This window comes from Aquitalea aquatilis (genome assembly GCF_005155025.1).
Lineage (GTDB): Bacteria > Pseudomonadota > Gammaproteobacteria > Burkholderiales > Chromobacteriaceae > Aquitalea > Aquitalea aquatilis.
Genome location: NZ_CP039731.1, coordinates 3,486,222 through 3,512,228, shown reverse-complemented (window position 1 = coordinate 3,512,228; position 26,007 = coordinate 3,486,222). Strand labels below are relative to the sequence as shown.

The 26,007-nt window shown below is 61.7% G+C and carries 22 protein-coding genes; 8 read left to right on the top strand and 14 right to left on the bottom strand.

What is annotated here, in order from left to right:
- Positions 1–9 precede the first annotated feature (9 nt).
- From FAZ30_RS16395 to FAZ30_RS16360, 8 genes are all read right to left on the bottom strand, one after another.
- Positions 10–1,539: a catalase gene (locus tag FAZ30_RS16395; RefSeq protein ID WP_137009884.1), complete on the bottom strand. Its 1,530-nt coding sequence runs from the start codon at positions 1,537–1,539 to the stop codon at positions 10–12.
- A gap of 210 nt (positions 1,540–1,749) precedes the next feature.
- Positions 1,750–2,226 carry an RES family NAD+ phosphorylase gene (locus tag FAZ30_RS16390; RefSeq protein WP_137009883.1) on the bottom strand — a complete coding sequence of 159 codons (477 nt, stop codon included), beginning with the start codon at positions 2,224–2,226 and terminating at the stop codon, positions 1,750–1,752.
- Complete coding sequence (locus FAZ30_RS16385; RefSeq protein ID WP_137009882.1) at positions 2,223–2,696, bottom strand: antitoxin Xre/MbcA/ParS toxin-binding domain-containing protein; 474 nt, start codon at positions 2,694–2,696, stop codon at positions 2,223–2,225. The genes FAZ30_RS16390 and FAZ30_RS16385 overlap by 4 nt, the downstream gene beginning before the upstream one ends.
- A 91-nt stretch (positions 2,697–2,787) precedes the next feature.
- Entirely contained in the window at positions 2,788–3,621 is an 834-nt protein-coding gene (locus FAZ30_RS16380) for an alkaline phosphatase family protein (protein ID WP_205676607.1), read from the bottom strand.
- An 82-nt stretch (positions 3,622–3,703) separates the two neighbouring features.
- On the bottom strand, positions 3,704–4,786 hold the full coding sequence (locus FAZ30_RS16375) for an HD domain-containing phosphohydrolase (protein WP_199731076.1): 1,083 nt from the start codon (positions 4,784–4,786) through the stop codon (positions 3,704–3,706).
- Between the two features lie 114 nt (positions 4,787–4,900).
- Positions 4,901–5,947: an RNA methyltransferase gene (locus FAZ30_RS16370; protein ID WP_124645003.1), complete on the bottom strand. Its 1,047-nt coding sequence runs from the start codon at positions 5,945–5,947 to the stop codon at positions 4,901–4,903.
- A gap of 90 nt (positions 5,948–6,037) precedes the next feature.
- Positions 6,038–6,667 carry a response regulator gene (locus tag FAZ30_RS16365; RefSeq protein WP_103523826.1) on the bottom strand — a complete coding sequence of 210 codons (630 nt, stop codon included), beginning with the start codon at positions 6,665–6,667 and terminating at the stop codon, positions 6,038–6,040.
- Positions 6,664–9,066, bottom strand: coding sequence for a PAS domain-containing sensor histidine kinase (locus FAZ30_RS16360; protein ID WP_137009880.1), 2,403 nt, complete (start codon positions 9,064–9,066; stop codon positions 6,664–6,666). The genes FAZ30_RS16365 and FAZ30_RS16360 overlap by 4 nt, the downstream gene beginning before the upstream one ends.
- A 245-nt stretch (positions 9,067–9,311) precedes the next feature.
- Between FAZ30_RS16360 and FAZ30_RS16355 the strand changes: the two genes are divergently transcribed.
- From FAZ30_RS16355 to FAZ30_RS16345, 3 genes are read left to right on the top strand one after another with little or no spacing between them, the layout of a single operon-like run.
- Positions 9,312–10,532, top strand: coding sequence for an efflux RND transporter periplasmic adaptor subunit (locus FAZ30_RS16355; protein ID WP_137009879.1), 1,221 nt, complete (start codon positions 9,312–9,314; stop codon positions 10,530–10,532).
- A gap of 9 nt (positions 10,533–10,541) precedes the next feature.
- Positions 10,542–12,485 (top strand): MacB family efflux pump subunit, encoded by a 1,944-nt coding sequence (locus FAZ30_RS16350; RefSeq protein ID WP_205676676.1) that lies wholly within the window; start codon positions 10,542–10,544, stop codon positions 12,483–12,485.
- A gap of 7 nt (positions 12,486–12,492) precedes the next feature.
- Positions 12,493–13,866, top strand: coding sequence for an efflux transporter outer membrane subunit (locus FAZ30_RS16345; RefSeq protein ID WP_124645007.1), 1,374 nt, complete (start codon positions 12,493–12,495; stop codon positions 13,864–13,866).
- Between the two features lie 175 nt (positions 13,867–14,041).
- Here FAZ30_RS16345 and FAZ30_RS16340 read toward each other — a convergent pair whose 3' ends face one another.
- On the bottom strand, positions 14,042–14,776 hold the full coding sequence (locus FAZ30_RS16340) for an amino acid ABC transporter permease (RefSeq protein WP_199731077.1): 735 nt from the start codon (positions 14,774–14,776) through the stop codon (positions 14,042–14,044).
- A 102-nt stretch (positions 14,777–14,878) separates the two neighbouring features.
- Entirely contained in the window at positions 14,879–15,709 is an 831-nt protein-coding gene (locus FAZ30_RS16335) for a transporter substrate-binding domain-containing protein (protein WP_124645009.1), read from the bottom strand.
- 143 nt (positions 15,710–15,852) lie between these two features.
- Between FAZ30_RS16335 and FAZ30_RS16330 the strand changes: the two genes are divergently transcribed.
- Positions 15,853–16,746: a homocysteine S-methyltransferase family protein gene (locus tag FAZ30_RS16330; RefSeq protein ID WP_124645010.1), complete on the top strand. Its 894-nt coding sequence runs from the start codon at positions 15,853–15,855 to the stop codon at positions 16,744–16,746.
- 119 nt (positions 16,747–16,865) lie between these two features.
- Here the strand turns inward: FAZ30_RS16330 and FAZ30_RS16325 are convergent, their stop codons facing one another.
- On the bottom strand, positions 16,866–17,225 hold the full coding sequence (locus FAZ30_RS16325; RefSeq protein WP_255424594.1) for a MerR family transcriptional regulator: 360 nt from the start codon (positions 17,223–17,225) through the stop codon (positions 16,866–16,868).
- Between the two features lie 125 nt (positions 17,226–17,350).
- On the opposite strand from FAZ30_RS16325, the gene FAZ30_RS16320 reads away from it, so the two are divergent.
- The gene (locus tag FAZ30_RS16320) at positions 17,351–18,412 is read left to right on the top strand and encodes an SDR family oxidoreductase (RefSeq protein WP_124645012.1); all 1,062 of its coding nucleotides are present in this window, start codon (positions 17,351–17,353) and stop codon (positions 18,410–18,412) included.
- 373 nt (positions 18,413–18,785) lie between these two features.
- On the opposite strand, the gene FAZ30_RS16315 is transcribed toward FAZ30_RS16320, so the two are convergent.
- Both FAZ30_RS16315 and FAZ30_RS16310 read right to left on the bottom strand, forming a co-directional pair.
- Complete coding sequence (locus tag FAZ30_RS16315) at positions 18,786–19,241, bottom strand: single-stranded DNA-binding protein (protein ID WP_103523818.1); 456 nt, start codon at positions 19,239–19,241, stop codon at positions 18,786–18,788.
- Between the two features lie 94 nt (positions 19,242–19,335).
- Positions 19,336–20,697: an MFS transporter gene (locus tag FAZ30_RS16310; RefSeq protein WP_124645013.1), complete on the bottom strand. Its 1,362-nt coding sequence runs from the start codon at positions 20,695–20,697 to the stop codon at positions 19,336–19,338.
- Positions 20,698–20,878: 181 nt separating this feature from the next.
- Between FAZ30_RS16310 and uvrA the strand changes: the two genes are divergently transcribed.
- From uvrA to FAZ30_RS16295, 3 genes are all read left to right on the top strand, one after another.
- Entirely contained in the window at positions 20,879–23,707 is a 2,829-nt protein-coding gene (uvrA, locus tag FAZ30_RS16305; protein WP_137009877.1) for an excinuclease ABC subunit UvrA, read from the top strand.
- Between the two features lie 71 nt (positions 23,708–23,778).
- Positions 23,779–24,273 carry a VOC family protein gene (locus tag FAZ30_RS16300; RefSeq protein WP_233578616.1) on the top strand — a complete coding sequence of 165 codons (495 nt, stop codon included), beginning with the start codon at positions 23,779–23,781 and terminating at the stop codon, positions 24,271–24,273.
- Between the two features lie 306 nt (positions 24,274–24,579).
- Entirely contained in the window at positions 24,580–24,780 is a 201-nt protein-coding gene (locus FAZ30_RS16295) for a hypothetical protein (protein ID WP_137009876.1), read from the top strand.
- Between the two features lie 106 nt (positions 24,781–24,886).
- On the opposite strand, the gene FAZ30_RS16290 is transcribed toward FAZ30_RS16295, so the two are convergent.
- The gene (locus FAZ30_RS16290) at positions 24,887–25,999 is read right to left on the bottom strand and encodes a class II histone deacetylase (protein WP_124645017.1); all 1,113 of its coding nucleotides are present in this window, start codon (positions 25,997–25,999) and stop codon (positions 24,887–24,889) included.
- Positions 26,000–26,007: the final 8 nt, after the last annotated feature.

The following is a 26,007-nucleotide window of genomic DNA, read 5'->3' as shown; positions in this document are numbered from 1 at the left end:
GCTTGCGTCTTACTCGTGCAGCTGGGCGGCCAGTTTGGCAATGTCAGCCACATTGGCATTCAGCACCTTGCTAATGGCCTGGCCATAGCCGCTGTCCGCCTTGTAGAAGTAGGACAGCATGGTGTTGCGGGTGGCCACGTTGCTGACCTGTCCCAGGTCGGCGGCGAGGTTGGCAATCAGGTTGGCCTGCTCCTGCTTGTTCAGGCTGCGGTAGAACTCGCCAGCCTGGCGGAAGTTCAGCGTTTTGGCGATGCCGGCCTGCTGGGTGCTGCCGGACAGCGGCAGCTGGCTGTAACGGGCGCTGGCGTCCTGTTGCAGGCCACCCTGGCGGCTAGGCTCGTAATTGACCGCGCCCTGGCGCTGGCCACCATTCATCGCACCATCCTGATTGTTGTTGTCCACGACGGCTTGCGGACGGTTGACCGGCAGTTGCAGGCCGTTGGTCCCCACGCGGTGCAGCTGGGTGTCGGCATAGGAGAAGATACGGCCTTGCAGCAGGCGGTCTTCCGAAGGCTCGATGCCCGGTACCAGGTTGGAAGGGGCAAAGGCGCTTTGCTCGGTTTCCTGGAAGATATTGGCCGGGTTGCGGTTGAGGGTCATGGTGCCGATCTTGCGTTCCGGCACGTCGGTCCAGATCTTGGTGGCGTCCAGCGGGTTGTAGTCGAGCTTGGCCATGTCTTCCGGCTGCATCACCTGGATGTACAGGTCCCATTGCGGGTAGTGCTTGTGCTTGATGGCCTGCATCAGCTCGCGACTGGCGTGGTTGAAATCCTTGGCCTGCAAGGCGGCGGCCTGCTGCATGGTCAGGTTGTGCTGGCCCTGGCGGCTGGCCCAGTGGAATTTCACGTACACGTAACGACCCTGGGCGTTGACCAGCTTCCAGGCATGGACGCTATTGCCGTCCATATACTGATAGCCCTTGGGGATGCCGTAGTCGGAGTACAGCCGGGTGAGCATATGGGTGGCTTCCGGCTGGTGGGCAAAGAAGTCGAAGAAGCGGTTGGGGTCTTGCAGATTGGTATCCGGCGACGGTTTGAGCGAGTGCACCATATCGGGGAACTTGATGGCATCGCGGATGAAGAACACCGGCAGATTGTTGCCGACCAGGTCCCAGTTGCCTTCGCTGGTATAGAACTTGGTGGCAAAGCCACGCGGGTCGCGCAGGGTTTCCGGCGAGTGCTGGCCGTGAATCACCGTGGAAAAACGCACGAATACCGCGGTCTTGTTGCCCTTGGCGAAGACCTTGGCGCGGGACAATGCCGAAATGTCGGCGCTGGCTTCGAACACACCATGCGCGCCTGCACCACGCGCGTGAACAACCCGCTCCGGGATACGTTCACGGTCGAAGCGCTGCAGCTTCTGGATCAGTTGTACGTCTTGCAGCAGCACCGGGCCGTTGGGGCCGGCGGTTTGCGAATTCTGATTGTCGCCGACCGCAGCGCCGTTGTCGCGGGTGAGGGTGGCGGCGTGGGCCGGCGTGAGCAATGCCAGGCTGAGTGTGATGACTCCCAGAGCGTAAAGAGGGCGGTGATTGGCCATGGTGCTGGTCCTGAAGGTGAAAGGGCCTTCAGTCTAGGGAGCAGGTCGCTGCGGATGAATTTTGAAATTTTTATGGCAGCTATCAGTGTTATCTATTTAATAACCGGGATTATTTGATAGGAAAATGGCTTGTTATTTCAGCTGCTTAGCGTGCCGTGCGGCGCGCCCGGTTGCTGGCTAGCACGGCGGGTAGGCTTGCAACAACCGGTACTAAGTATGGCTGGCGGGCGTGGGAGATGGCGAGTGGCGGCTGCGTAATCTGGGGTCGAGCGGGGCGGTGATGATGTCGATGATCTTGCAGAAAGCGGCGTCTGGATGGCGCGGGTTGAGCAGGTAGTTGTAGCCATCCACCACCAGCGCGCTGGGGACGCTCAATACCGCAGAAGGGGCGCTGGCCAGCCAGTCGTCGCCCATGGCCTGGCTCAGTTCGGCTTGCTGTCGCCAGTCTGCTTCCAGCACGGCTTCGTCCAGCTGCATCACGCAATGGTCGGGAATGGCCACTTTCAGCAGCTGAAAACCGGGCGGCAGGCTGGGCAGTTCGCTGTGTACCAGCATTTCCAGCATGGCGCTGGCGGCGTGGTCGGCCAGGTAGACCACCGGCTGGCCGGCGCTATGCCAGCGGCCGCCCACCAGCAAGCCGCCAAGGCCGTGCAGGTCGGCGTAATTGCTGATGCGCCAGGCGATCATGCGACATAGCCTTCGTCGATCTGCAGCAGCAGGGCTTCCACCAGTCGTGCGCCCTGTTCGGTGCGGGCGGTGTCCAGCGGCGATGCGCCGTCGAAGCGCTGCAGCGGCTGGCGCAGCCAGGCGGTGGCGATGTCCTGCTGGCCCAGCACCTGTTCGGCCAGCAGCAGCAGGTTGGCCAGCCGGATGCCGCGCTCGGATTCGTCGCGGCTGAGCTGCTCACCCTTGCGGATGCGGTGGCTGAGGGTGCGCTCGGGGATGACAAAGCTCAGCTCGCTGCGGCTGAGGCCGGCCTTGCTCAGATTGGTGATCAGCGTGGTGGATAGTCCGTCGGCCACCGAGTTGGCCAGTTCCAGCTCGCTGTGCAGCGGCTGGCCCAGCAGTCTGGCTAGGCCGTCCAGTTGCAAGCCACCCTTGCGCCGCAGGGGGAGCGGGGGTGTCTTGCTACGCGGGGTAAACAGGCTGGTTTCCATGGCTAGCTCCACTTTCGGCAAATTGCCATTGCAGTATCAGCATTTTGCCGGAATTGGGCAAGTAGCTAGTGTGCTGCCGTAGAAGCTGTTCTCAGTCGGGCTGGCGCAGCACGGCCTGGTTGTCCGGCTTGCTGTGCGGGATACCCAGCAGGCTGGCCATCAGTCCGCATAGCTCCACCTGGCGCACCCGTGCGGTGCTGGCATGGTTGAAACGGCTGCCCAGCAGATACAGCGGCACCAGTCGCTCTTCCGGCAATATGCCGCCGTGGCTGTGGTCGGCATTCATGCCGTGGTCGCTGGTAACCAGTACCTGGTAGTCCTCGGCCAGCCACTGCGGCAGATATTGCGACAACAGCTTGTCGTGGTAACGGGCGGCATTGCGGTATTCCGTGCTGTCGCCACCAAAGCGGTGGCCGGCATCGTCCACGCCCATGGGGTGAATCAGCAGGAAGTCCGGGTCGTGGCGGCGGCGCAGCAGTTCGCCATCGATATACAGATGGTCGTCCGGGTAATGGTCCAGATGGTAGAACAGGCCATGCTGGATGGGCAGGCTTTCATCATCGGTCAGGCGGTCGCGCACGGCATCATAAGGTGCGCGGTTGTAGAGCTCGCTGATCCAGTGATAGGCCGCTGCTGCGGTGCGCAGTCCGGCAGCGTGGGCCAGGCTGAAAATGCTCTGTTCGGTGGATAGCCGCACCACATCGTTATGTACCACGCCGCTGGCGATGGGGGTGACGCCGGTGAGAATGCATTCGTACAGGGGGCGCGATAGCGAGGGCAGTTCGCAGCGCAGCTGATGCAGGCTGGCGAGGCCCGCCTCGCACAGGCCTTGCAGATAGCCCATGCCGTCATGGCCGGCCTGCCAGCCCAGTCCATCCACTACCACCAGAATCACCTTGCTGCGCATCTTGCCTCCGCTTGCCATTGTCTACCTGCAATCGGCCAGTGTGCCATGACTTGATGACAGGCTGGTGATGCGCGGGGGCCTGGTTTGGCAGGGTTCTGGTTCAGCAAGTTTCTTCGGCGTAGCGGGACTGGATGGCTTCGACTTCCGGCACGATGCGCAAGAAGGTGGTCACCAGTTGCGGATCGAAATGCAGGCCGCTTTGCTGTTGCAGATAGTCGAGCGCTGCCTGCTGGGTCCAGGCCGGCTTGTAGGGGCGGGTGGAAACCAGGGCGTCGTAGACATCGCAAATGGCGGCAATGCGGCCTTCCAGCGGGATTTCCTCGCCGCACAGCCCGGCTGGGTAGCCGCTGCCATCCCATTTTTCATGGTGGGTCAGGGCAATGCGCCGCGCCATGCGGATGACCAGGGCCGGATGCTCGGGAATGATGGTGCCGCCGATGCGCGGGTGCTCGCGCATGATCTGGCTTTCGCTGTCGTCCAGGCGGCCGGGCTTGAGCAGGATGCGGTCCGGCACGCCGATCTTGCCCACGTCGTGCAGCGGACTGGCCATGCGCAGCGCATGCGCCCAGGTGGCATCCTTGCCCATTGCCAGTGCCATCTGTTCGCACATCTTGCTCATGCGGGTAATGTGCTTGCCGGTTTCGTTGTCACGGTACTCCCCGGCGCGCGCCAGGCTGAGGGTGACTTCCTGTGCCATGTCTTCCAGTGCGTTGAGCAGGGTGTCGTAGTAGGCGTAGGTGGCCAGCCCCATGTCGAGGAATATCGCCCGGTTGATGGCGGTGAGATAGCGGGTGCGGCAGGCTTCATCCGGCACCAGTTGGCCTAGTAGCACCACCACCTGATTGAGTATTACCACATAGGCGCCAGAGTAAAAACGCAGGTCCACGCCCAGTTGCTGGTGGGTACGGCCGATGGCCAGCGTGGCTTCCAGGTAGTCCTGGTTGAAATTGCCGGTAAAGACGTGTTCTTGCCAGTGATGCTGCTGGTGGGCCCGGGCGCGCTGCAGGGCAGCAGGGTCACTGAAGGTGGCGCTGGCCGCCGCATTGGCATGGATGTAGGCATACACCCCATCCATCAGTTGCTCCATGTGGGGGCGGATCAGTCCGCCAAACTCGCGCAGGGTGCTGATACTGTCCGCATCCATGTCGAGGAAGTCACGCCATTGTTCAAAGCGAAGCCGCACGCAGGGATTCCTTGCTGTCTTGGTTGGCCGGCATAGCCGAAAGTAACCATGATAGCAAAGCGGACAAATGCCATGTCAACGGAATGTTGCTGCCGGGTTGGTGCCGGCATGGTTTCAGCCGTGGCGCTGGCGGCGCTGCAGGCGGCTGCTGTCGATGATGTCGGCGGCGCGGGCGCGCAACTGGCCGCAGCCACCGTCTACATCCTGGCCGGCTGAGTCGCGGATCTTGGTCAGCACGCCGTGCTGGTGCAGATAGCGTTTCATCGCATCGATGTGGGCGGTGGCCGGACGCTGGTAGTGGTCGCCTTCCATGCTGTTGTAGGGAATCAGGTTCAGCACGCCGTACCTGCCCTTGAGCAGGGCGATGGCGGCATCCATCTCCTGCTGGCTGTCGTTGACCCCGGCCAATAGCGTCCACTGGTACTGAATGGGATAACCCACCTGACGGGCATAGCGTTCGCCCTGTGCCACCAGCTCGGCCGGGCTGATGCGCGGTGCCCGCGGCAGCAGCTGTGCGCGCAGGTCGGCATTCGTGGTGTGCAAGGACAGGGCCAGTGCCGGCTTCACCCGCTGCTGCGGCAGGCGCTCGAACACGCGCGGGTCGCCCACGGTGGAAAACACCAGATTTTTGTGGGCGATATTGCCTTCGCTGCCGAGAAAGTCTATCGCCTCCAGCACATTGTCCAGATTGTGTGCCGGCTCGCCCATGCCCATGAACACCACTTTTTTCACCGGGCGGATACGCCGCGCCAGCACCACCTGCGCCACGATTTCTGCGCTGCCCAGCTGGCGCAGCAGGCCGGATTTGCCAGTCATGCAGAAGGTGCAGCCCACGGCACAGCCCAGCTGGCTGGAAACGCACAGCCCGTCGCGCGGCAGCAGCACGCTTTCCACCAGCTGGCCGTCGGCCAGTTCCACCAGCAGGCGTTGCGACGCATCCGCCGCCTCATGTTGGGTGTGGATGCGCGCCAGTGCTTCCAGCTGCTGGCTGAGCGCCGGCAGGCCCTGACGCACGCTGAGCGGAAAGTAGTCCGCACTTTGCTGGTGGCGGGTGCCATGGTCCAGCGCCAGGCCTTGCAGCCAGGCGCGGTTGATACGGCCGATGTGGCAGGGGCGGGCGCCGAGGGCGGTGAGGGCTTGGTGAAAATCCTGAATGCGCATGAGTGATGTCTGAAGCGGTAACGACGATAAACGGCGCATAGGGTAGCGCAAGCAGCGCGGCGGCGGGTGGATTTTGCCGGCGGCTTGCGCTCAGATCAGCTTATGGTCGATGGCGTAGCGCACCATGTCGGCCACCGAGTGCGCCTGTAGCTTCTGCATCAGCCGCACCTTGTGGGTGCTCACCGTCTTGGAGCTGATGTTCAGCTGCTGGGCGATTTCGTTGACATTGGTGCCGTGCACCAGCCGTTCGAATACCTGGTATTCGCGCTCGGACAGCTGGGCATGGGCGGGGCGGGAGTCGGTCAGCCCCACTTCGAACACCATGCGGTCGGCCAGTTGCGGGTCGATGTAGCGGCCGCCGCCCGCCACCTTGCGGATGGCGGTCAGCAGCAGTGCCGGATCGCTGTCCTTGGTGCTGTAACCGGCGGCACCGGCCTTGAGGGCGCGGGCGGCGATTTGTACTTCGTCGTGCATCGACAGCATCAGGATGGCCGGCGGATTGTCCAGCGCGCGGATGCGCGGGATGGATTCCAGCCCGTTGGTGCCGGGCATGGAAATGTCCAGCAGCAGCACATCGCAGGGGATCTGGCGCAGTTGTTCCAGCAGGTGGGTGCCATTGGTGGCTTCGCCCACCACGCTGATGTCTTCGGCCAGCGAGACCAGCTGCTTGATGCCTTCGCGGACGATTTTGTGGTCTTCGGCAATGATGACGCGGATCACGCGGTTTCCTTTCCTGCTTCGGCCGGCAGCCGGATGGTGAGAGTGCAGCCCTGGTCCGGCTGGCTGTCGATGTCGAGTACGCCGCCCAGCAGCAGCACGCGTTCGCGGATGCCCACCAGGCCAAAAGAGCGCAGCTGACGGTGGGCTTGCGGGTCGAAGCCCTTGCCGTCGTCGGCAATGCTCAGGGTGATCATGCCCTGGTTGCAGGTGAGGCCGACGCTGACGGTGCTGGCTTCGGCATGGCGTAGCACATTGGTGAGGGCTTCCTGCAGGATGCGGAACACGCCGATGGCGCGGGCATCGCTCAGCGGGATGGGGCTGTCCGGTACGGAAATCAGGCAGGGGATGCCGCTGCGTTTTTCAAAGCGGCGGGCCTGCCACTCGATGGCGGAACCAATACCGGCATCCAGCACTGGCGGGCGCAGCGCCGTGGCGACGTCGCGCACGATCTGGAAGGTTTGCTCAATCAGCTTTTTCATCGCCTGCAGCCGTTCGGCCAGCTTGCTGTCGCTGTGGCCGAAGCTCAGTTCGCACATCGAGGTTTCCAGCCGCAGCACGGTCAGGATTTGCCCCAGTTCATCGTGGACTTCGCGGGCGATGCGGGCTTTTTCTTCTTCGCGTACCGATTCCAGATGGGCGGACAGGCTGCGCAGCAGGCCACGCGATTCGGCCAGCTGCAATTCATTGTGCTTGTTCTCGGAGATGTCCCAGACGATGCCGTCCCATACCACATGGCCATCGTCAAAGCAGCGCACCGTGGCCTTGATGTCCACCCAGCGCAATTGCCCGTCCTGATGCAGCATGCGGCCCTGCCAGGCCAGATCGTGGTTGTGCTGGTCGGCTTGTTGCCAGGCTTGCTGGTAGCTGCTGCGGTCGTCTGCCGCCACCACATCCAGCCAGCCCGCAGGCAGGCTGATCATGTCCAGCGGGCTGTAGCCCAGCATGCTCTGGCTGGCATCGCTGACAAAGGCCAGCCGCACCGGCATTTGCGCCGCCGGGCGCTCCAGCCGGAACACCATGCCCGGCACATTGCTGGCCATGCCCTTGAAGCGGGCTTCGCTTTCTTCCAGGGCGGCGCGGGCTTTTTGCCGTTCGGTAATGTCGTTGAGGTACACCACCAGGTATTCGGTGCGGCCGAATTTGAGAAAACTGAGGGTGACGCCCACCGGCAGCGCCTGGCCATCGGCCTTGAGGCAGTGGGTTTCAAAGCTGCTGACGGCCTTGCGGCTGCGCAGCTGGTTCCACATTTCAAGCCAGCGGGCGTGGTCCAGCGAGGGCTGCAGTTCCGGCAGCGACAAGCGCAACAGCTGTGCTGCCGGGTAGCCCAGCATGGTTTCTGCCGCCCGGTTGGCGTACTGGATGCGGCTGTCCCAGTTGACCCACAGTATGCCCACCGTGCTGTTGTCGATGGAGAACTGGGTCAGCCGTAGCGATTCCTCGGCCAGATCGCGCGCTTCCAGCTCCATGCGGGCGGCCAGCAGGCGTTTTTCTGCCCAGCGCCGTTGCCGGCGCTGGTGGTTCCACACCACGGCCAGCAACAGGCTGCTTAGCAGCAGCGCCAGGCTTAGCCGGTGCCAGAAGGTGAGCGAGTCGATCAGCCGTGGATAGCTGGGCAGCATCCAGCGCGCGTACAGCTGCTCCATGCGGCTGCCGGGGATGTCCTGCAGCTGGCGGTCCAGTACGGCGGGCAGCTCTGGCCAGTCACGCCGGACTCCGATACGCAGCAGATGGGTGTAGCCCAGATCGCCCACCACGGCCAGGCGGGAGAATTCCGCTTCCTTGAGCAGGGTGGTCAGCTGGGCTTCGTCGACGATGGCGTATTCGGCGTATTGCTGCTGCACGGTTTGCAGTGCGCTGCGGTCGTTGGCCACTTCCACGCGCGGCAGTTCCGGGTAGTTGCGCCGGACAAAGCGCAGGGCATCGCTATTGCCGTTCACTGCCAGTCGTTCGTTGAGCGACAGCCGGTCCAGATCCACCGCATTACCACTGCCATCAGGGAAACCGACAATCTTGTGCGGTACCCGCAAATAGGGCTGGGAAAACAGCCAGTGATGCAGGCTGGCCGGTGTTTGCAGCATGCCGGGTGCAACATCCACCGTACCGTCTTCTACGGCACGGTCCAGTGCCTGCTGGCTGGCAAAGGTACGCCAGCTCAGCTGTACGCCCATTTTGTTGGCCAGCAGCAGCATTACTTCGACATCAGCACCTTCCAGCAGATGGTTGCGCGGATTGATCTGGGCATAAGGCGCTTGCAATACCACGCCCACCCGCCAGTCGCGATGGGCGGCCAGCCAGTTGTGACTGTTGGAGGCAACCGCGCCGGACAGGCTGCAGCACAAGCTGGCCAAGAGCCCGAGCAGGGCGAACAACAGCGGACGAGGGCGGACGGCCTGCAGCATGGTGAAGCCTGTGAATGAAAAGGGTGAACGGGGCTGGCCGCCGGCCTGCGGGCAGGGGCGGCATGGAAGCGGCATACTTTACTCTGTCGGGCCGGTTTTGCCAAAGTCGCCCCCGGGCTGTACCTCATACTTCTTCAGCGCATGCTTACATTTCCTGACATTTTTTTACCTGCGGTTAACCGCAGCCGGCAGGCCGTGCCGTGATACTGCCGCATCGAAGCAACCATTGTTCATTGCCAATCTACATGCCCCGCCTCAGTTCATTGCAGACCCGCAGCCTGATTGCTGCCGCCGTGCTGCTGCTCATCCTGGCTGTCTACCTGTTTTATCCGCGCCAGCCAGTCAATCACTACCTGAGCGCCACCGTCACCCATCTTGATCTTGAAGACAGCGTGCTGGCCACCGGCACCATCAAGGCGCTGCGTGAAGTCAGCGTGGGTGCCCAGGTGTCCGGCCAGATCAAATCGCTCAAGGTCAAGCTGGGCCAGAGCGTGCACAAGGGCGATCTGCTGGCCGAAATCGACCCGCGCACCCAGGAAAATTCGCTGGAAGACGCCCAGGCTTCGGTCAGCAGCTATCAGTCGCAGCTCAAATCCAAGCTGGCGGCACTGCTGAAAGCAAGGCAGGACTTTGCCCGCCAGCAGCAGATGCTGGGGCAGCAGGCTACCTCGCGCGAAAGTTACGACAGTGCCAAGGCGGCCATGGATGGTGCCGATGCCGATGCCCAGCAGCTGCAGGCACAGCTGCAACAGGCGCGTATCAGCCTGAAAACGGCCCAGCTCAATCTGGGCTACACCCGTATTGTTGCGCCCATCGATGGCGTGGTGGTGGCCTTGTCGGTGGAAGAGGGGCAGACGGTGAATGCCAGCCAGTCCACCCCCACCATCGTCAAGCTGGCGCAGCTGGATACGGTGACGGTGAAGTCGGAAATCTCCGAAGGTGATGTGGTACGGGTCAAGCCGGGCATGCCGGTGTACTTCACCATCCTGGGTGAGCCGGACCAGCGTTATCAGGCCAGTTTGCGTTCGGTCGATCCGGCACCGCAGTCGTATAGCGATGCCAGCGACAGCAGCACCACTTCCACCTCGACCAGCAGCAGTTCCAGCAGTTCTTCATCGTCTACCGCCATCTATTACTACGGCCTGTTTGATGTGCCCAATCCGCAGCACAAGCTGCGCATCAACATGACGGCGCAGGTCACCGTGGTGCTCAGCCAGGTCAAGGCGGCACTGGCCATCCCCGCCAATGCGCTGGGTGCGGCCGACAAGCATGGTCGCTATGCGGTGCGCGTGCTGCAGGCTGATGGCAGCGTGCAGACTCGGCAGGTCGGCATCGGTCTGAACAACAATGTCCACGCCCAGGTACTGAGCGGCCTGCGTGAGGGCGAGCAGGTGGTGGTGGGCGAAGCCAGTGCGACGGCCACGGCCAGCAGCAGCCGCAACGGCCCGCCGCCGATGGGGATGTAAAGCATGAGCATTCCCTTGCTGGAACTGTCTGGCGTGTGTCGTGACTTTGCCTCGGGTGAAGACACGGTCACGGTGCTGGATGACATCCATTTGCAAATCATGGCCGGGGAAATGGTCGCCATCATCGGCGCGTCCGGCTCCGGCAAATCCACCCTGATGAATATTCTGGGCTGTCTGGATGCCCCTTCGCGTGGCCGCTATCGAGTGGCCGGGCAGCCGGTGGCCGACATGAACCCCGACCAGCTGGCGCAGCTGCGGCGCGAGCACTTCGGCTTCATCTTCCAGCGCTACCATTTGCTGGGCGAACTCAATGCCCTGCAAAACGTCGAGCTGCCCGCCGTCTATGCCGGCAGCCCCGCGCCGGAACGCCGCAGCCGCGCAGCAAGCCTGCTGGCGCGACTGGGCCTGAGCGACCGTGCCGGCCACAAACCGGGCCAGCTGTCCGGCGGCCAGCAGCAGCGGGTGAGTATTGCGCGGGCGCTGATGAACGGCGGCAAGGTGATTCTGGCCGATGAACCCACCGGCGCACTGGACAGTGCCAGCGGCCAGCAGGTGATGGCCATCCTGCGCGAACTGCATGCCGAGGGCCACACCATCATTCTGGTCACCCACGACAGCAAGGTGGCGGAACACGCTGACCGCATCATTGAAATCGGCGATGGCCGGCTGGTGGCCGACCAGCGTCGCGGCGAGGCCCCGGCCAATGCCACGCTGGCCAGCGCAGCGCTTACCGAGGAGCAGGGCGGCTGGCGGCTGCTGCGCGAGCATTTTGCCGAGGCCTTCGGCATGGCATGGCGGGCGCTGATGGCGCACCGGCTGCGCTCGGCGCTGACCATGCTGGGCATCATCATCGGCATTGCCTCGGTGGTGTCGGTGGTGGCACTGGGCACCGGTTCCAGTCAGCGCATTCTCAGCGACATCAGCTCGCTGGGCACCAATACCATCAATATCTATCCCGGCAAGCATTTTGGCGACCGCAAGGCCGATGCCATCCACACCCTTACCCCGCGCGATGCGACGGTGCTGGCCGAGCAGGGCTTTGTCGATAGCGTGACGCCGGAAGTTAGTGACAGCGTCACCCTGCGCTACCGCAATATCGCGGTCAGCGCCCAGGTCAAGGGCGTGGGCGAGCAGTATTTCCGCGTGCGCGGCGTGTCCATGGCGCAGGGGCGGGCCTTTGATGCCACGGCCGTCAGCCAGCAGGCGCAGCAGGTAGTGATAGACGAAAACAGCCGCAAGGCGCTGTTTGCCGACGGCGACGACCCCATCGGCAAGGTCATCCTGCTGGGCAAGCTGCCGTGCCGGGTGGTGGGCGTTACCCAAACCCAGAAAAGCGCCTTCGGCACCGATGACAACCTCAATCTGTGGCTGCCCTACAGCACGGTGATGTACCGCATGCTGGGCCAGGACTATCTGAAGGCGGTCACGGTACGGGTCAGCGACAATGTCGCCACTGACGCCGCCGAGCAAAGCCTGGTGGCGCTGATGAAGCGCCGCCACGGTACGCAGGACTTTTTTGTGATGAATACCGACAGCATTCGCCAGACCATTGCCACCACCACGGCCACCATGACCTTGCTGGTGTCGATGATTGCGGTGATTTCGCTGGTGGTGGGCGGTATCGGCGTGATGAACATCATGCTGGTGTCGGTGAGCGAGCGGACCCGCGAAATCGGCGTCTGCATAGCGGTGGGCGCACGCCAGCGCGACATCATGCAGCAGTTTCTGATCGAGGCCGTGCTGGTCTGCCTGCTGGGTGGCGCCCTGGGTGTGGGCCTGTCGCTGGTGCTGGGCGTGGTGGTGGCCAAGCTGGCCAGCTTCACCATGGTGTACTCCAGCAGCTCGATTGTGGCGGCCTTTGCCTGCTCCACGCTGGTGGGGGTGTTGTTCGGTTATCTGCCAGCACGCAATGCGGCGCGGCTGGACCCTGTCGTGGCCTTGTCACGAGAATGAGAATGCAATGAAAGTGCTTTACCCCATCGTGCTGGCCGGCTTGCTGCTGGCCGGCTGTGCCAGTCTGACCGCAACGCCCTATCAGGTGCCGGCCGTCACGCTGCCCGGCCAGTGGCAGGGCGCTGCTGCTGCGGACAATAGCCAGATCAGTGGCGATAACTGGTGGCAGCAGTTTGGTGATGCCGAACTGAACCAGCTGATTGCACAGGTGCTGGTGCGCAACAATGATCTGGCGGCGGCGGCCATCAAGGTGCAGCAGGCCATGCTGAAGGCCGACCTGGCCGCCACCGACCTGGCCCCCACGCCAGCCTTCAGCCTGTCCAGCTCTGCCAGCCAGCGGCTGGGTGGTGCCACGGTCAACAGCCAGACGCATGCGGCCAGCCTGTCGGTCAGCTACGAGGCCGACTTGTGGGGCCGGCTGTCCCACCTGAGCGATGCCAAGGTCTGGGAAGCGCGTGCGACCGAGCAGGATCGCGCAGCCAGCCGGCTCAGCCTGATCGGCAGCACCATCAAGCTGTACTGGAAGCAGGGCTGGTTGCAGCAGCGCCTGCAGCTGGGCGAGGCCAGTGTCGCTTACCAGCAGCAAGCCCTGCGGCTGGTGCTGGCCAAGCAACAGGCCGGCGCGGCGGCACAGCTGGATGTGTTGACCGTACGGCAAAGCCTGGCCAGCCAGCAGGCGGCTCTGCACGACTACCAACAGCAACTGGCAGAAACCCGCAATGCGCTGGCCATCTTGCTGGACGGCCCTCCGCTTGGTGTGCTGAGTTCGCTGGCCAGCCTGCCACAGCAGGATCTGCCCGATGTGCCGGCCGGTTTGCCGGTGCAGCTGCTGGCCCGTCGGCCCGATCTGCGCGCCGCCGAACTGCGCCTGCGTGAAACGCTGGCCAATGGCGACGCCACCCGCGCAGCCTACTACCCCGATTTTTCCCTGACCGGCAGTCTGGGGAGCAGCAGTAGCCGGCTGGCACAGGTGATCAGCAATCCGCTGGCCACGCTGGGAGCAGGGCTGACCCTGCCGTTTCTGCAGTGGCGGCAAATGCGGCTGAACGCGCAGATCAGCGCGGCTGATTACCAGCTGGCCGTGGTGAATTTCCGCCAGACCCTGTACGCGGCACTTGCCGACGTGGAAAACGCGCTGTCTGCACGCAGCCAGTATCAGCAGCAAGGACAGCGGCTGGCGGTGTCGGCGCAACTGGCCGGCCAGTCCGAGCAGCTATACCGGCTGCGTTACCAGGCCGGTGCTGCACCGCTGAAAGACTGGCTGGATGCGCAGGAAACCCGCCGCCAGGCCGAAGTGTCGCTACTGGAAAACCGTTACAACCGGCTGGTCAATCAGGTGACGCTGTATCAGGCGCTGGGCGGGGATGCACAGCTGCACTGATTTGCATCGTACCTAAGCCTGCCCCGGCTGCTGGTCTATGTGTGCAGGGCGGGTTCTACTTCGGCCGCTTCGCGGCCGCCAGCTTTGCCGCAAAATGTTGTTGCACCGCCGGCTTCCTTGCTTCAGGAGCAGGCTGCGCCAGCTCACCATGCCGACTTATCCCGGTGGTCATGGCTCAGCGTCGTGCGGAAACTGAAAGCTTCTGCTCCAGCCGGTGCTGGCACAGCTCCAGCACGATGGATAGCAGCCAGTACAGAATGGCGGCGGTCAGCAGCATTTCCATGTAGCGGTAAGCCGAGCGGCCATAGCTTTGCGCCAGGAACATCAGCTCCCACAGCCCCATCACCGATACCAGCGAGGAGTCCTTCAGCATGGAAATGAACATGGAGAAGGTCGGCGGCACGGCCACTTTCATCGCCTGCGGCAAAATGATGTGGCGCATGATGGCGTGTGGCTTCAGTCCCAGAGCCTTGCCGGCATCCCACTGGCCACGGTGAATCGACAGGATGGCTGAGCGGAATACTTCGCTCAGATAGGCACCATAGCAGAGTGCCAGGGCGGCCACGCCGGATGGAATGGCGGTGGGCACCACGCCCAGCTGCGGCAGACCCAGGTAGATCAGCAGAATCTGCACCAAGAGCGGCGTGCCCTTGAAAAAGGAGTTGTAAAAGGTGGCCAGGCCGTACAGCAGCGGGTTGCTGGACAGCCGCCCCAGTGCAGACAGCATGCCGATGGCCACCGCCAGCACGGTGGAGAGCAGGCATAACAGCAGGGTGAGCGGAATGCCCTGGATAAAGCCTTCCGGGCTTAACTCCAGCCCGGCCAGCAAGGGCAGCTTGCTCAGGGCAAACTGGTAGTCCAGCCCAAAGGCCTGCACAAACCAGACAAAGCCACCCAACAGAAACAACATGACCAGGCCGACCTGCAGCCTGAATCGGTTTTCCAGTTTCATGATACGGACAGACAAAAACAGAAAGCCCCGGGCGCGTGCATGCCGCCTCGGGGCAGATTCTTAGTTGGTGATATCGGCGCCAATCCACTTCTTGGAAATGGCGCTGAGCGTACCGTCTTTCTTCAGCTCGGTAATGACCTGTTTGACACGGGCATTCCACTGCGCATCGCCCTTGTCCACGGCTACCCAGTTGGGTTCCTGATACAGCGGGCTGCCCACGATGCGGAATTTGCCGGTCTTGCTGATGCGTTCACGCGCGGTCACCAGATTGGAAATCACCGCATCCACGCGCTTGCCGGCACCCAGTGCCAGGTCCTGGTAGGCCAGCTCTTCGTTGTCGTAGGGCGCGATGATGACCTTGTTGAAACCGTAGGTGGGCTGCACCGCATTGGGCGCTTCAATCACCAGTTTCTTTTGCAGATAGCTCTCGTAGGATGAGCCTTGCTGCACGGCAATTTTCTTGCCTTCCAGATCCTTGATGCTGCTGGTTTTCTTGTCGGCGATGTTGGCAATCAGCACCGCTGGCGAGTTGTAGTAGAACGCCGGGAAGTCCAGTACCTGCGCTCTTTCCTTGTTGGGCGTCATCGAGCAGATGCAGATATCCCAGCGCGCACCCCATTTGCCGGCGGCAATCACTTCCCAGGACGGCGTATCCAGCTTCAGCTTGACGCCCAGCTTTTTCGCCACTGCCTTGGCCACATCCACATCAAAGCCATCCAGCTGGTTCTTGCTGTTGAGGAAGGAGTAGGGAGGGTAGCTTTCCAGCAGCACGCCGCGCAGCACGCCGCTTTTCTGTACGTGGTCCAGCGTGGCACCGGCATGGCTTTGGCTGGCTGCCAGCAGGGCCAGGGCGGCGAGGGTTTTGGTGATCTTGGTTTGTCGTTTGAACATTTTTTTGGTTTGAATGCTGTTTGGGTGTTAATCTATATATCAAACTATTATAATAAATACCAACTTGTTTCTTTATAAGAATATAACATTTTTTCATCATGCCGGAATTTTCCGGCGTGGATGTCGAATGCATGGATAACATCATGAGCCAAACCCTTATTCTCGATGGCGGCATGGGCCGCGAACTCAAACGCATTGGTGCACCGTTTCAGCAGCCGGAATGGTCGGCGCTGGCGCTGCTGGAAGGCCCGCATTTTGTCGAGCAGGCGCACGATGCCTTTGTCAGTGCCGGTGCCCGGGTGATTACCACCAACAGCTACGCTGTGGTGCCCTTTCACATTGGCCAGCCGCGTTTCGAGCAGCATGGCGAGCGACTGGCTGCGCTGGCCGGCGAACTGGCCCGCCGCAGTGCCGACAAGGCAGCCCAGCCGGTGACCGTGGCCGGCTCGCTGCCGCCGGCGCTGGGCTCTTACCGGCCCGACCTGTTTAACGAGGCGGATTCGCTGGCCATTCACCGGGTGCTGATAGCCGGCCTGACGCCGTATGTGGATGTGTGGCTGGCCGAGACGCAAAGCTCGCTGGCCGAGGTGCGTGCGGTGCGCCAGGCGCTGGGCGAGCAGGACAAGCCCTTGTGGCTGTCGTTTACCTTGCAGGATGAAGACAGCGATGGCGTGGCACGCCTGCGTTCTGGTGAAACGGTTAGCGAAGCTGTGGTCGAAGCCATCCGCCTGGGCGCGGCGGCCGTGCTGTTCAACTGCAGCCAGCCGGAAGTGATGGAAGCCGCGCTGGATGCGGCCAATGCCGTGCTGCAGCAGCAAGGTGGTCAGCTGCAACTGGGCGTGTACGCCAATGCCTTCCCTCCCACCCCGAAAGACGCCAAGGCCAATGCCACGCTGGATGAAATCCGTGCCGACCTGACGCCGCAGAACTATCTGGCTTGGGCCGAACGCTGGGTAGGCAAGGGCGCTGGCATTGTCGGTGGCTGCTGCGGTATCACGCCGGAGCACATTGCCGAATTGTCTAAAAGCCTGGGCTGATACCCATCGTCGCAAATCGCCATCAAGTCGAAGTGAGGGGAGGCGCTGGCTTCCCTTCACTTCTTTCAACAATGAGTTGGGGCGGACTGCTGCTTGCCGACTTCAGGCGGTCCGCCTATTTATTGACACTCGTCACGGATGCCGGCCAAAGCCAGTTTGAGCTCACTGGAAAGCTCCTGTAGTTCGAAGATTTTTTGCTCGATTACCGCAATCTTGTCGGCAATGACTGCGCGCTTCTGTTCCGGACGGAAGCTGTGATTGGCCCATGCCTCCAGTAGTTCTTGAATTTCTCCAAGTGAAAACCCCAAAGCCTTGGCTTTCTTGATCAAGCCCAGCCGTCGAACCGCTGAAACATCGTACCGGCGGTAGCCGTGGCGGCCTTCCGGACCGCGCTCGGACTTGATAAGGCCGATCCGTTCATAGAAACGGATGGCATCACGCGTCATCCCCGTCTGCTCTGCCAACTCCCCGATCCGCACGATCAAGCGCTCCCGATAAATTTTGCCTTGACCTTGGACTATACACCAATGTTTACAGTGCCCCGTTGAGCAGCCATGGCTGCCTTCCACAATGCCTTTTTATGAGCTAACGCTCAGGGAAAAACATGCCGCAAGAAAAAATCGCATTTGTCACCGGAGCGACTGGACTGCTGGGTAACAATCTTGTTCGTTTGCTGCTCGCGCAAGGTTATCGGGTCAAGGCTTTGGCTAGGTCAGAACAGAAAGCCACCGAGCAGTTCGGGGAGCTGATCGGTAAGCGCTTAGAGGTGGTGGTGGGCGATCTCACCCAGGTGGAGGGTTTTGCCGCAGCGTTGCAGGGGTGCGAAGTTATTTTTCATACCGCAGCTTATTTTCGTGAAAGCTACAAAGGTGGCCGCCATCTGGCCGCCCTGCACAAAACCAATGTCGAGGGTACGCAAAACCTGCTGAACCAGGCATATGCAGCTGGTATTCGGCGCATGGTCCATATTAGCTCCATCGCGGTACTGGGCCGCCACGCAACAGGGTTGACCGACGAAACCATGGTGCTGGCACGTGAAGCGGCACCGGATGACTATTACCGCAGCAAAATCGAAACCGACGCGGTGATATTCGCTTTTCTCGACAGCCATCAGGACATGCACATCTCCCTTGTTCTGCCTGGCTGGATGCATGGCCCGGGCGATCTTGGCCCGACTTCGGCTGGGCAGTTCGTACAGGATTACCTGCAGCAAAAAATTCCGGGAGTCATTGATGCTGCGTTTTCGGTGGTTGATGCCCGAGATGTCGCGCAGGTCGCTTTGGCATCCAGTAAAACGGGGGAACGGGGCGAGCGCTATTTGGCTGCAGGCCACCCGGTGACCATGGCCAGGCTTTTGCAAACGATGGAAGCCGTAAGTGGTGTGCCGGCCCCGCGCCGCAAACTGCCCCGTCTCATGTTGTATGTCATCGCGTCCCTGCAAGAGCTCTATGCCCGATTGACGGGCAGGCCTGTATTACTCAGCTTGGCCATGGTAAGCAATATGGCAAACGACTACGGAAGAAAATTTTCAGCGGAAAAAATTCGGGAGAGCTTCGGTTTGGGCTTCAGACCCATGGAGGAAACCTTGGCAGACGAGGTTTTGTGGATCCAACACAGAGCCAGGCGAGGGGAGATGCACAAGCCTGGTCATGACAAGCCCGGTTAATCAATGGGCGTTGCTGATCACTCCTGATGGGATAGCTGTGGGGAGTTCTTGAGCAGCGGCCTGTATAGCCCCTGCTTGGCAGGATGCTTCATGGACTCTGTGAGAGCAAAAGCTGATGTAGTGAGAGCGGCTGACAAAATAGCAGCGCGTCCCTGGTGCAAGGCTATGGCTAGGAGGCACGACACCGCAGCAGGGTTTTTGTTAGCTTTTCTTCATTAATGCCTGCAATCGTCCGCTCCTGTCGGAACTCGGCTAGCAGGCCGGCTTCCATCGGTGTCGGCGTGAGCACTCCCTTTTGCGGCGCCAGAATGCATAAACCCCCGCAGGGCGGGGGTTTCGGGGGCGTGCTTTACCCATTACTCTTGGGCGTATCTCAGAACGGGATGTCGTCGTCCATGTCATCCAGCTTGGGCGCAGCCTTGGCTTCCATGCGGCGCGGGGCTGCCGGTGGTGCGGCCGGGCGGGACTGGGCTGCCGGTTCGCCGTAAGCGTAGTTGTCGTCCATGGACGAGCCACCTTCGCGCTTGCCGCCTTGCAGGCTCAGTTCATTCACGCGCACGTCGGGCGACAGCTGTTTCTGGCCTTCCTTGTTCTGCCATTCGCGCAAGGTGAGCTGACCGTACACGGTGACTTGCTGGCCCTTGCTGAGGAAGTTCTTCAGCGATTCGCCGCGCTTGCCCCATACCTGGCAGCTAAACCAGTTGGTGGTCTTGCGCTCGCCAAAGCCGATGTCGCTGGCCACGCGGAAGCTCAGCACCGGTTCGCCACTGGGGGTGTAGCGCAGTTCGGCGTCTGCCGCCAGGCGTCCGTCAAAAGTGATGCTGTTCATGTGGGGTCTCCGATTCGATTCAATGATGCTGCGCCGGACACGGCCGACGCGTGATTGTAGGGCCAGACACGCTGTGGCAATAGCCGCGCTGGCATTAATAAGTAGCTTGGATCAGCTGTTTTACTGCGGCTTCGTCCCAGGTTTGCTGCGATACCTTCAGGTAGGCGACACGGTCTTCCAGCACCACCACCGCTTCGCTGACACCGGCCAGGGCCGACAGCTGCTGGGATAGCTGCTGCGAGCTGCCACGCCAGTCTTCGCCGATGTGAAACATCACCGAACGCACGGCCTGCGGGGCCTGCATGCTGAACGAGGCCAGCAGCCAGCTGGCCATCAGCACGCTGGTAAAGCCGAATACGCCGGCTGCGCCGTAGTGGCCGTAGAGCCAGCCGCCAGCTGCGGCACCCATGAACAGGCCAAAGGACTGCGCCGTATTATACACACCGATGGCGGTGCCCTTGGCATCGGCTGGTGCGATTTTCGAAATCAGCGAGGGCAGGGTGGCTTCCAGGATGTTGAAGGCGATGAAATACAGGCCCAGCCACACCACGATCTGCCAGAAACTGTCCAGCGCCAGGGCCATGCCCAGCTGGGCGATGGTCATGATGGCGATGGCGGCGATGAATACCTGCTTCAGTCTGGACTTTTTCTCGCCGTAGATAATGGCCGGCACCATCAGCAGAAAGCCGATGACGGTGACTGGCAGGTAGACCTCCCAGTGGTGGGCCTTGTCGAGGCCTGCGGTCTTGATCAGGGCGAAGGGGATGGTGACGAACATGGCCATCTGCGCCGCATGCAGGGCGAATATGCCGTAATTGAGGCGCAGCAGCTGCGGGTTCTTCAGCACAGCCGGCAGCCGCTTGGTATTGGCTTCGGTGTCGGAGTGGAAGCGCGAAATGGCCGGGTCGGGAATGATCAGCCATACGCCCACCAGCGCGGCCAGCGACAGAATGCCGGTGAGAGCGAAGATGCCGTTGACACCGATGTACTGCGCCAGCAGCGGGCCGGCAACCAGGCTGACGGCAAAGGTGGTGCCGATGCTCATGCCTATCATGGCCATGGCGCGGGTGCGGTTTTCTTCGCGGGTGAGGTCGGCCAGCAGGGCGGTAATGGCGGCGGAGATGGCACCGGAACCCTGAATGACGCGGCCGATGGTGAGGGTGACGATATCGTGTGCGCCGGCAGCCACAAAGCTGCCGATGGCAAACAGCACCAGCCCGCCGTAAATCACCTTTTTGCGACCAATGCGGTCGGACAGCATGCCCAGCGGCAATTGCAGCAGGGCCTGGGTGAGGCCGTAGCTGCCTAGTGCCAGGCCGATCAGTGCGTGATTGTCGGCTCCGTGCAGGGTCTGCGCATAAATGGCAAATACCGGCAGGATCAGGAACATGCCCAGCATGCGCAGGGCGTAAATACCGGCCAGCCCTAGGCTGGCGCGCAATTCAAGCGAATTCATGTGTGTTGTCGTTATCGATTCAGGAGTAAGGCTTTTAACGCTGCCCATGGCTGGCGGTTTACCGCCGCACCGGCTTCCGGCAGGGCCGGTTTTTTGCTGCAGCGCATACTTAGATGGAGCGGCAGTCGCTAAGTCGGGTATATTATCAGGTTCCCCGACCGACTGAGTAACGCTCTCTCACATGGACACCATCCGCATTCGTGGCGCTCGGACGCACAATCTGAAAAACGTCAACCTGGATCTGCCGCGCAACCAGCTGATCGTTATCACCGGCTTGTCCGGCTCCGGCAAGTCTTCGCTCGCCTTTGACACCCTGTATGCGGAAGGGCAGCGCCGCTATGTGGAGAGCTTGTCCGCCTACGCCCGCCAGTTTCTGCAGTTGATGGAAAAGCCTGATGTCGATCTGATCGAAGGGCTGTCGCCGGCCATTTCCATCGAACAGAAGGCCACCAGCCACAACCCGCGCTCCACCGTGGGTACGGTCACGGAAATCCACGATTACCTGCGCCTGCTGTATGCCCGGGTGGGCGAGCCGCACTGCCCGGAACATGGCGTGCCGCTGTCCTCGCAAACCGTCAGCCAGATGGTGGACCACGTGCTGGCGCTGCCGGAGGAAACCAGGGTGATGATCCTGGCCCCGGTCATTGTCGGCCGCAAGGGCGAGAATCTCGACCTGTTCGATGATCTGCGTGCCCAGGGTTTCATCCGGGTACGGGTGGACGGCGAGGTATATGACATCGACAGCCTGCCCAAGCTGGACAAGAACAAGAAGCACACCATCGAGGTGGTGATCGACCGCCTCAAGGTACGCGAAGACATGAAGCAGCGGCTGGCGGAAAGCTTCGAAACGGCCTTGCGCCATGCCGAAGGCCGCGCCATCGCCGTGGAAATGGATAGCGCCAAGGAACACTGGTTCTCCGCCAAATTCGCCTGCCCGGTATGCAGCTACAGCCTGCCGGAACTGGAACCACGGCTGTTCTCCTTCAATAACCCGATGGGGGCCTGCCCCAAGTGTGACGGCCTGGGCGAAATCACCTTTTTCGACCCCCGCCGCGTGGTGGCCCACCCGGAGCTGACATTGGCCGCCGGTGCCATCAAGGGTTGGGACAAGCGCAACCAGTTTTACTTCCAGATGCTGCTGGCGCTGGGCGAGCATTATGGTTTCTCGCCTACCGAACTGGCCTTCGAAGATCTGCCGGAAAACGTGCGGCACGTGGTATTGCATGGTTCGGGGCGCGACAGCATCGAGTTTGTCTATATGTCGGAGAAGGGCACGCGCTTTACCCGTGCCCATCCCTTCGAAGGAATCATTCCCAATCTGGAGCGGCGCTACCGCGAAACCGACTCCAGCGCGGTGCGCGAGGAGCTGGCCAAATACCAGAACAACCAGCCCTGCCCGCACTGCCAGGGTTCACGGCTGCGCCTGGAAGCCCGTCACGTATTCATCGGCGGCCGCACCCTGCACGAACTGAACCAGCTACCACTCAAGGAAGCGGCTGCTTTCTTCTCCCAGCTGAATATCAGCGGCCACAAGCATGCGGTGGCGGAAAAAATCGTCAAGGAAATCAGCGAGCGGGTGTCCTTCCTCAATAATGTGGGCCTGGATTACCTCAACCTGTCACGTTCGGCCGATACCCTGTCCGGTGGCGAGGCGCAGCGTATCCGGCTAGCCAGCCAGATCGGCTCCGGCCTGACCGGGGTGATGTATGTGCTGGATGAGCCGTCCATCGGTCTGCACCAGCGCGATAACGACCGCCTGCTGGCCACGCTGATGCGCCTGCGCGATATCGGCAACAGCGTCATCGTGGTGGAACACGACGAAGACGCCATCCGCGCCGCCGACTATCTGGTGGACATGGGGCCGGGTGCCGGCGAACACGGTGGCGAGGTACTGGTGGCGGGTACGCCGGCGGATGTCGAAGCCAGTGAACACTCGGTGACTGGTGCCTTCCTGTCAGGCCGCCGCCGTATCAACTGGCCGGGCGAACGCCGTGCCGTCAACCCGGAACGGGTGCTGAAACTGGAAGGGGCCAGCGGCAATAACCTGAAAAACGTCAGCCTGGAATTGCCGCTGGGCATGCTGGTGTGTATTACCGGGGTATCCGGTTCGGGTAAGTCCACGCTGATCAACGACACCCTGTACAAGATTGCCGCCCGCGATCTGAACGGTGCCAGCGAAGAGCCGGCGCACTACGAGCATATCGAAGGCCTGGGCCTGCTCGACAAAGTGATCAATGTCGACCAGAGCCCCATCGGCCGCACGCCGCGTTCCAATCCGGCTACTTATACCGGCTTGTTCACGCCGATCCGTGAACTGTTTGCCGGGGTGCCGCTGTCGCGCGAGCGTGGCTATGGCCCGGGCCGTTTCAGCTTCAACGTCAAGGGCGGCCGCTGCGAGGCCTGCCAGGGCGATGGCGTGATCAAGGTGGAAATGCATTTCCTGCCGGATATCTACGTGCCTTGCGATGTGTGTCACGGCAAGCGCTACAACCGCGAAACGCTGGAAGTGCAGTACAAGGGCAAGAATGTCTACGAAGTGCTGGACATGACGGTGGAGCAAGCGCTGGAATTTTTCAGCGTGGTGCCGGCGGTGGCCCGCAAGCTGAAGACGCTGATGGACGTGGGCCTGGGTTATATCCGGCTGGGGCAGAGTGCCACCACGCTGTCTGGCGGCGAGGCGCAACGGGTCAAGCTGGGGCTGGAACTGTCCAAGCGTGACACCGGCCGCACTTTGTATATTCTGGATGAGCCGACTACCGGCCTGCATTTCCACGATATCGACCTCTTGCTGCAGGTGCTGCACCGCCTGCGCGAAAACGGCAATACCGTGGTGGTGATCGAGCACAATCTGGACGTGATCAAGACCGCCGACTGGCTGATCGACCTGGGCCCGGAAGGTGGCGCCGGTGGTGGCCAGATCATTGCCACCGGTACGCCGGAGCAGGTGGCGGACAACCCGGCCAGCCATACCGGTCGCTATCTCAAGCCGCTGCTGACACCGCGCAATTAACACAGCGCAGTGATACTCCGCAGCCAGAGGCAAGCCGCAGCATTGTTGCCGGCTGCGGCAAACACCGTAGAATGAGCACGCGCCACATGGTGGCCGTGTTACCCACACCCGATGAGGATGCAATGCTATCGCTTGGCAAGATTGACCATATCCATGTCCGTGTCACTGATCTGGCAAAGGCGCAGAACTGGTACCAGCGCGTATTGAACCTGGCACCCGACACCCGCTACAAGCACATGCAGAGCGGCCCGCATGGCGTCGTGATGCTGATGAACAGCAATGGCTCGGTGCGACTGGCCATTTCGCAGGAAGACAAGCCGGTATGTGAACCCGGCTCGGTGGCCTTTCTGGTCAATGGCCAGGATTTTCTGGAATGGATTGATCAGCTGGCAGGCGAGCGCGTCAGCGACCGTGCCGGCCAGACCGTGGCGCGCGATTCGGTGGTGGATCACCAGTTTTTCTGTTCCATCAGCTTTGTCGATCCCTTTGGTAATCCCTTCGAGATCGTCAGCTATGACCACACCTGGCTGGCTGGCAAACTCAAGCTGGGCAACAAGCCGGCGTGACACGAAGTTTGTTCAGTATTCCAACCCGCTACGGCGGGTTTTTTCATGCGGGTTGCGCTATTAAATCAATTTAAAATCAATGGCTTGAATGGCAGAAAAGAAACGTGTCGCCAATTGACGACGGAAATAGTGCTGCCATTTCAATGACTTGTGCTGATGGCTGCAATTTTTGTCGCCCATTGCCGACAAAGGGCATGGCTTTGCCTGTCACGTATGCAGACAAGCTGTTGTTTCGTAAAGGGAATGTGCAACTGGCATGGTGCTTGCAACTGCAGGCTTGTCTTCCAACCATATTGAAAGAAGCTGATGCAAAAGAAATTGCTTGTTGTTGCCATGCTCTCCCTGCCCCCGGCCAGCCTGGGTTTGATCAATCTGGTCTTTGCCGCCACGCCCGCGCCGCAGACACAGTCAGAACAGCCGCAGGCTTCGGCAGCGCAGGGCAATCAGCCGGATGCCGCGCCGGAGCAGGGCAGCGGCATGCCGCAGCCGGCGGAACAGCAGCAGTAGGCCGCTTACTTTCCGGCACTGCGCCGCTCATGTAACAAGGCCCGCCAATGGCGGGCCTTGTTCTTTTCAGCGCGGTTGCAATAGATGACAGCTGCGGTGTCAGGGTTTACAGCTCATGCAGCAGTGCCATGTCATCCAGCAACTGGCGCTGCAATTGCAGCATGGCTGCGCAGGGCTGTTGCAGGCTGATGAAGTCCAGCAGCGGGTCGACCACTTCGCTGCGCAGGCCGGACAGCGCCTCGATGGTGGCCAGGCCGCAGAACGGCACATACGCTTCGGAGTAGCCGCCTTCATGCGCCAGTACCAGCTTGCCGTCGCAGTGCTGCTCGGCGAAGGCGCGCAGCAGGGTGGTCATCTCGCGGAAGGTGTCGCTGTGAGCCTGCATGCGCGCCAGCGGGTCTACCGCATTGGCGTCATAGCCGCAGGCGACGATGATCAGTTGCGGCTGGTAGCGCGTCAGCGCCGGCAGTACCACGCGCTGCATGGCGTACAGATAGGCGTCATGGCCGCTGCCGGGCAGTAGCGGGATATTGATATTGGCCCCCAGTCCGGCTCCTGCGCCTCGATCTTCGCTGCCGTTGTAGCCAGGTGGAAAACAGCCATCCTGATGGATGGACAGAGTCAGTACGTCTGGGCGCTGGTAGTAGATGGCCTGGGTACCGTTGCCGTGGTGCACGTCCCAGTCCAGCACCGCCACCCGTTCAATGCCATAGCGCGCCTTGGCCGCTTCGATGGCGACGGCGATATTGGACAGGAAACAAAAGCCCATGGCGGCGTCCGGCAGGCAGTGGTGTCCCGGTGGTCGTGTCATGACATAGGCGTTGGCCACCTCGCCGCGCCATACCGCATCGACCGCAGCAATGGCCAGGCCGGCCGAGCGGCAGGCGATGTCGTAGCTGCCGGGGCCGATGGGGGCTTGCGGGCCGAGTTCGCCGCCACCGGCGTCACTGACCAGCTTGAAGTGATCCAGATAGGCCGCGCCATGTACCCGCAGCAGGTCGTCGCGGCTGGCCGGTTCGGCGGAACATTGCAGCAGCTGGCGGCTGATACCGGCCACATCCAGCAGGTTTTTCAGCCGGCGCTTGGTTTCCGGCGATTCGGCATGGCCGCCGGCGGCCGGGGGTTGCACCCAGCCCCCCACCGGCAGCGTCAGTGCATGCATGCCGGCACTGTGCCACATGCAGAGTTCATCAAAATAAAAGGCGGTACGGGAAGTCATGGCTTCTC

Bases quoted from the DNA above. Each gene is read 5' to 3' on its own strand.
- FAZ30_RS16395 (WP_137009884.1), bottom strand. From the start codon at position 1,539: ATGGCCAATCACCGCCCTCTTTACGCTCTGGGAGTCATCACACTCAGC.
- FAZ30_RS16390 (WP_137009883.1), bottom strand. From the start codon at position 2,226: ATGATCGCCTGGCGCATCAGCAATTACGCCGACCTGCACGGCCTTGGC.
- FAZ30_RS16385 (WP_137009882.1), bottom strand. From the start codon at position 2,696: ATGGAAACCAGCCTGTTTACCCCGCGTAGCAAGACACCCCCGCTCCCC.
- FAZ30_RS16380 (WP_205676607.1), bottom strand. From the start codon at position 3,621: ATGGCAAGCGGAGGCAAGATGCGCAGCAAGGTGATTCTGGTGGTAGTG.
- FAZ30_RS16370 (WP_124645003.1), bottom strand. From the start codon at position 5,947: ATGCGCATTCAGGATTTTCACCAAGCCCTCACCGCCCTCGGCGCCCGC.
- FAZ30_RS16360 (WP_137009880.1), bottom strand. From the start codon at position 9,066: ATGCTGCAGGCCGTCCGCCCTCGTCCGCTGTTGTTCGCCCTGCTCGGG.
- FAZ30_RS16355 (WP_137009879.1), top strand. From the start codon at position 9,312: ATGCCCCGCCTCAGTTCATTGCAGACCCGCAGCCTGATTGCTGCCGCC.
- FAZ30_RS16345 (WP_124645007.1), top strand. From the start codon at position 12,493: ATGAAAGTGCTTTACCCCATCGTGCTGGCCGGCTTGCTGCTGGCCGGC.
- FAZ30_RS16340 (WP_199731077.1), bottom strand. From the start codon at position 14,776: ATGTTGTTTCTGTTGGGTGGCTTTGTCTGGTTTGTGCAGGCCTTTGGG.
- FAZ30_RS16335 (WP_124645009.1), bottom strand. From the start codon at position 15,709: ATGTTCAAACGACAAACCAAGATCACCAAAACCCTCGCCGCCCTGGCC.
- FAZ30_RS16330 (WP_124645010.1), top strand. From the start codon at position 15,853: ATGAGCCAAACCCTTATTCTCGATGGCGGCATGGGCCGCGAACTCAAA.
- FAZ30_RS16320 (WP_124645012.1), top strand. From the start codon at position 17,351: ATGCCGCAAGAAAAAATCGCATTTGTCACCGGAGCGACTGGACTGCTG.
- FAZ30_RS16315 (WP_103523818.1), bottom strand. From the start codon at position 19,241: ATGAACAGCATCACTTTTGACGGACGCCTGGCGGCAGACGCCGAACTG.
- FAZ30_RS16310 (WP_124645013.1), bottom strand. From the start codon at position 20,697: ATGAATTCGCTTGAATTGCGCGCCAGCCTAGGGCTGGCCGGTATTTAC.
- uvrA (WP_137009877.1), top strand. From the start codon at position 20,879: ATGGACACCATCCGCATTCGTGGCGCTCGGACGCACAATCTGAAAAAC.
- FAZ30_RS16300 (WP_233578616.1), top strand. From the start codon at position 23,779: ATGAGCACGCGCCACATGGTGGCCGTGTTACCCACACCCGATGAGGAT.
- FAZ30_RS16295 (WP_137009876.1), top strand. From the start codon at position 24,580: ATGCAAAAGAAATTGCTTGTTGTTGCCATGCTCTCCCTGCCCCCGGCC.
- FAZ30_RS16290 (WP_124645017.1), bottom strand. From the start codon at position 25,999: ATGACTTCCCGTACCGCCTTTTATTTTGATGAACTCTGCATGTGGCAC.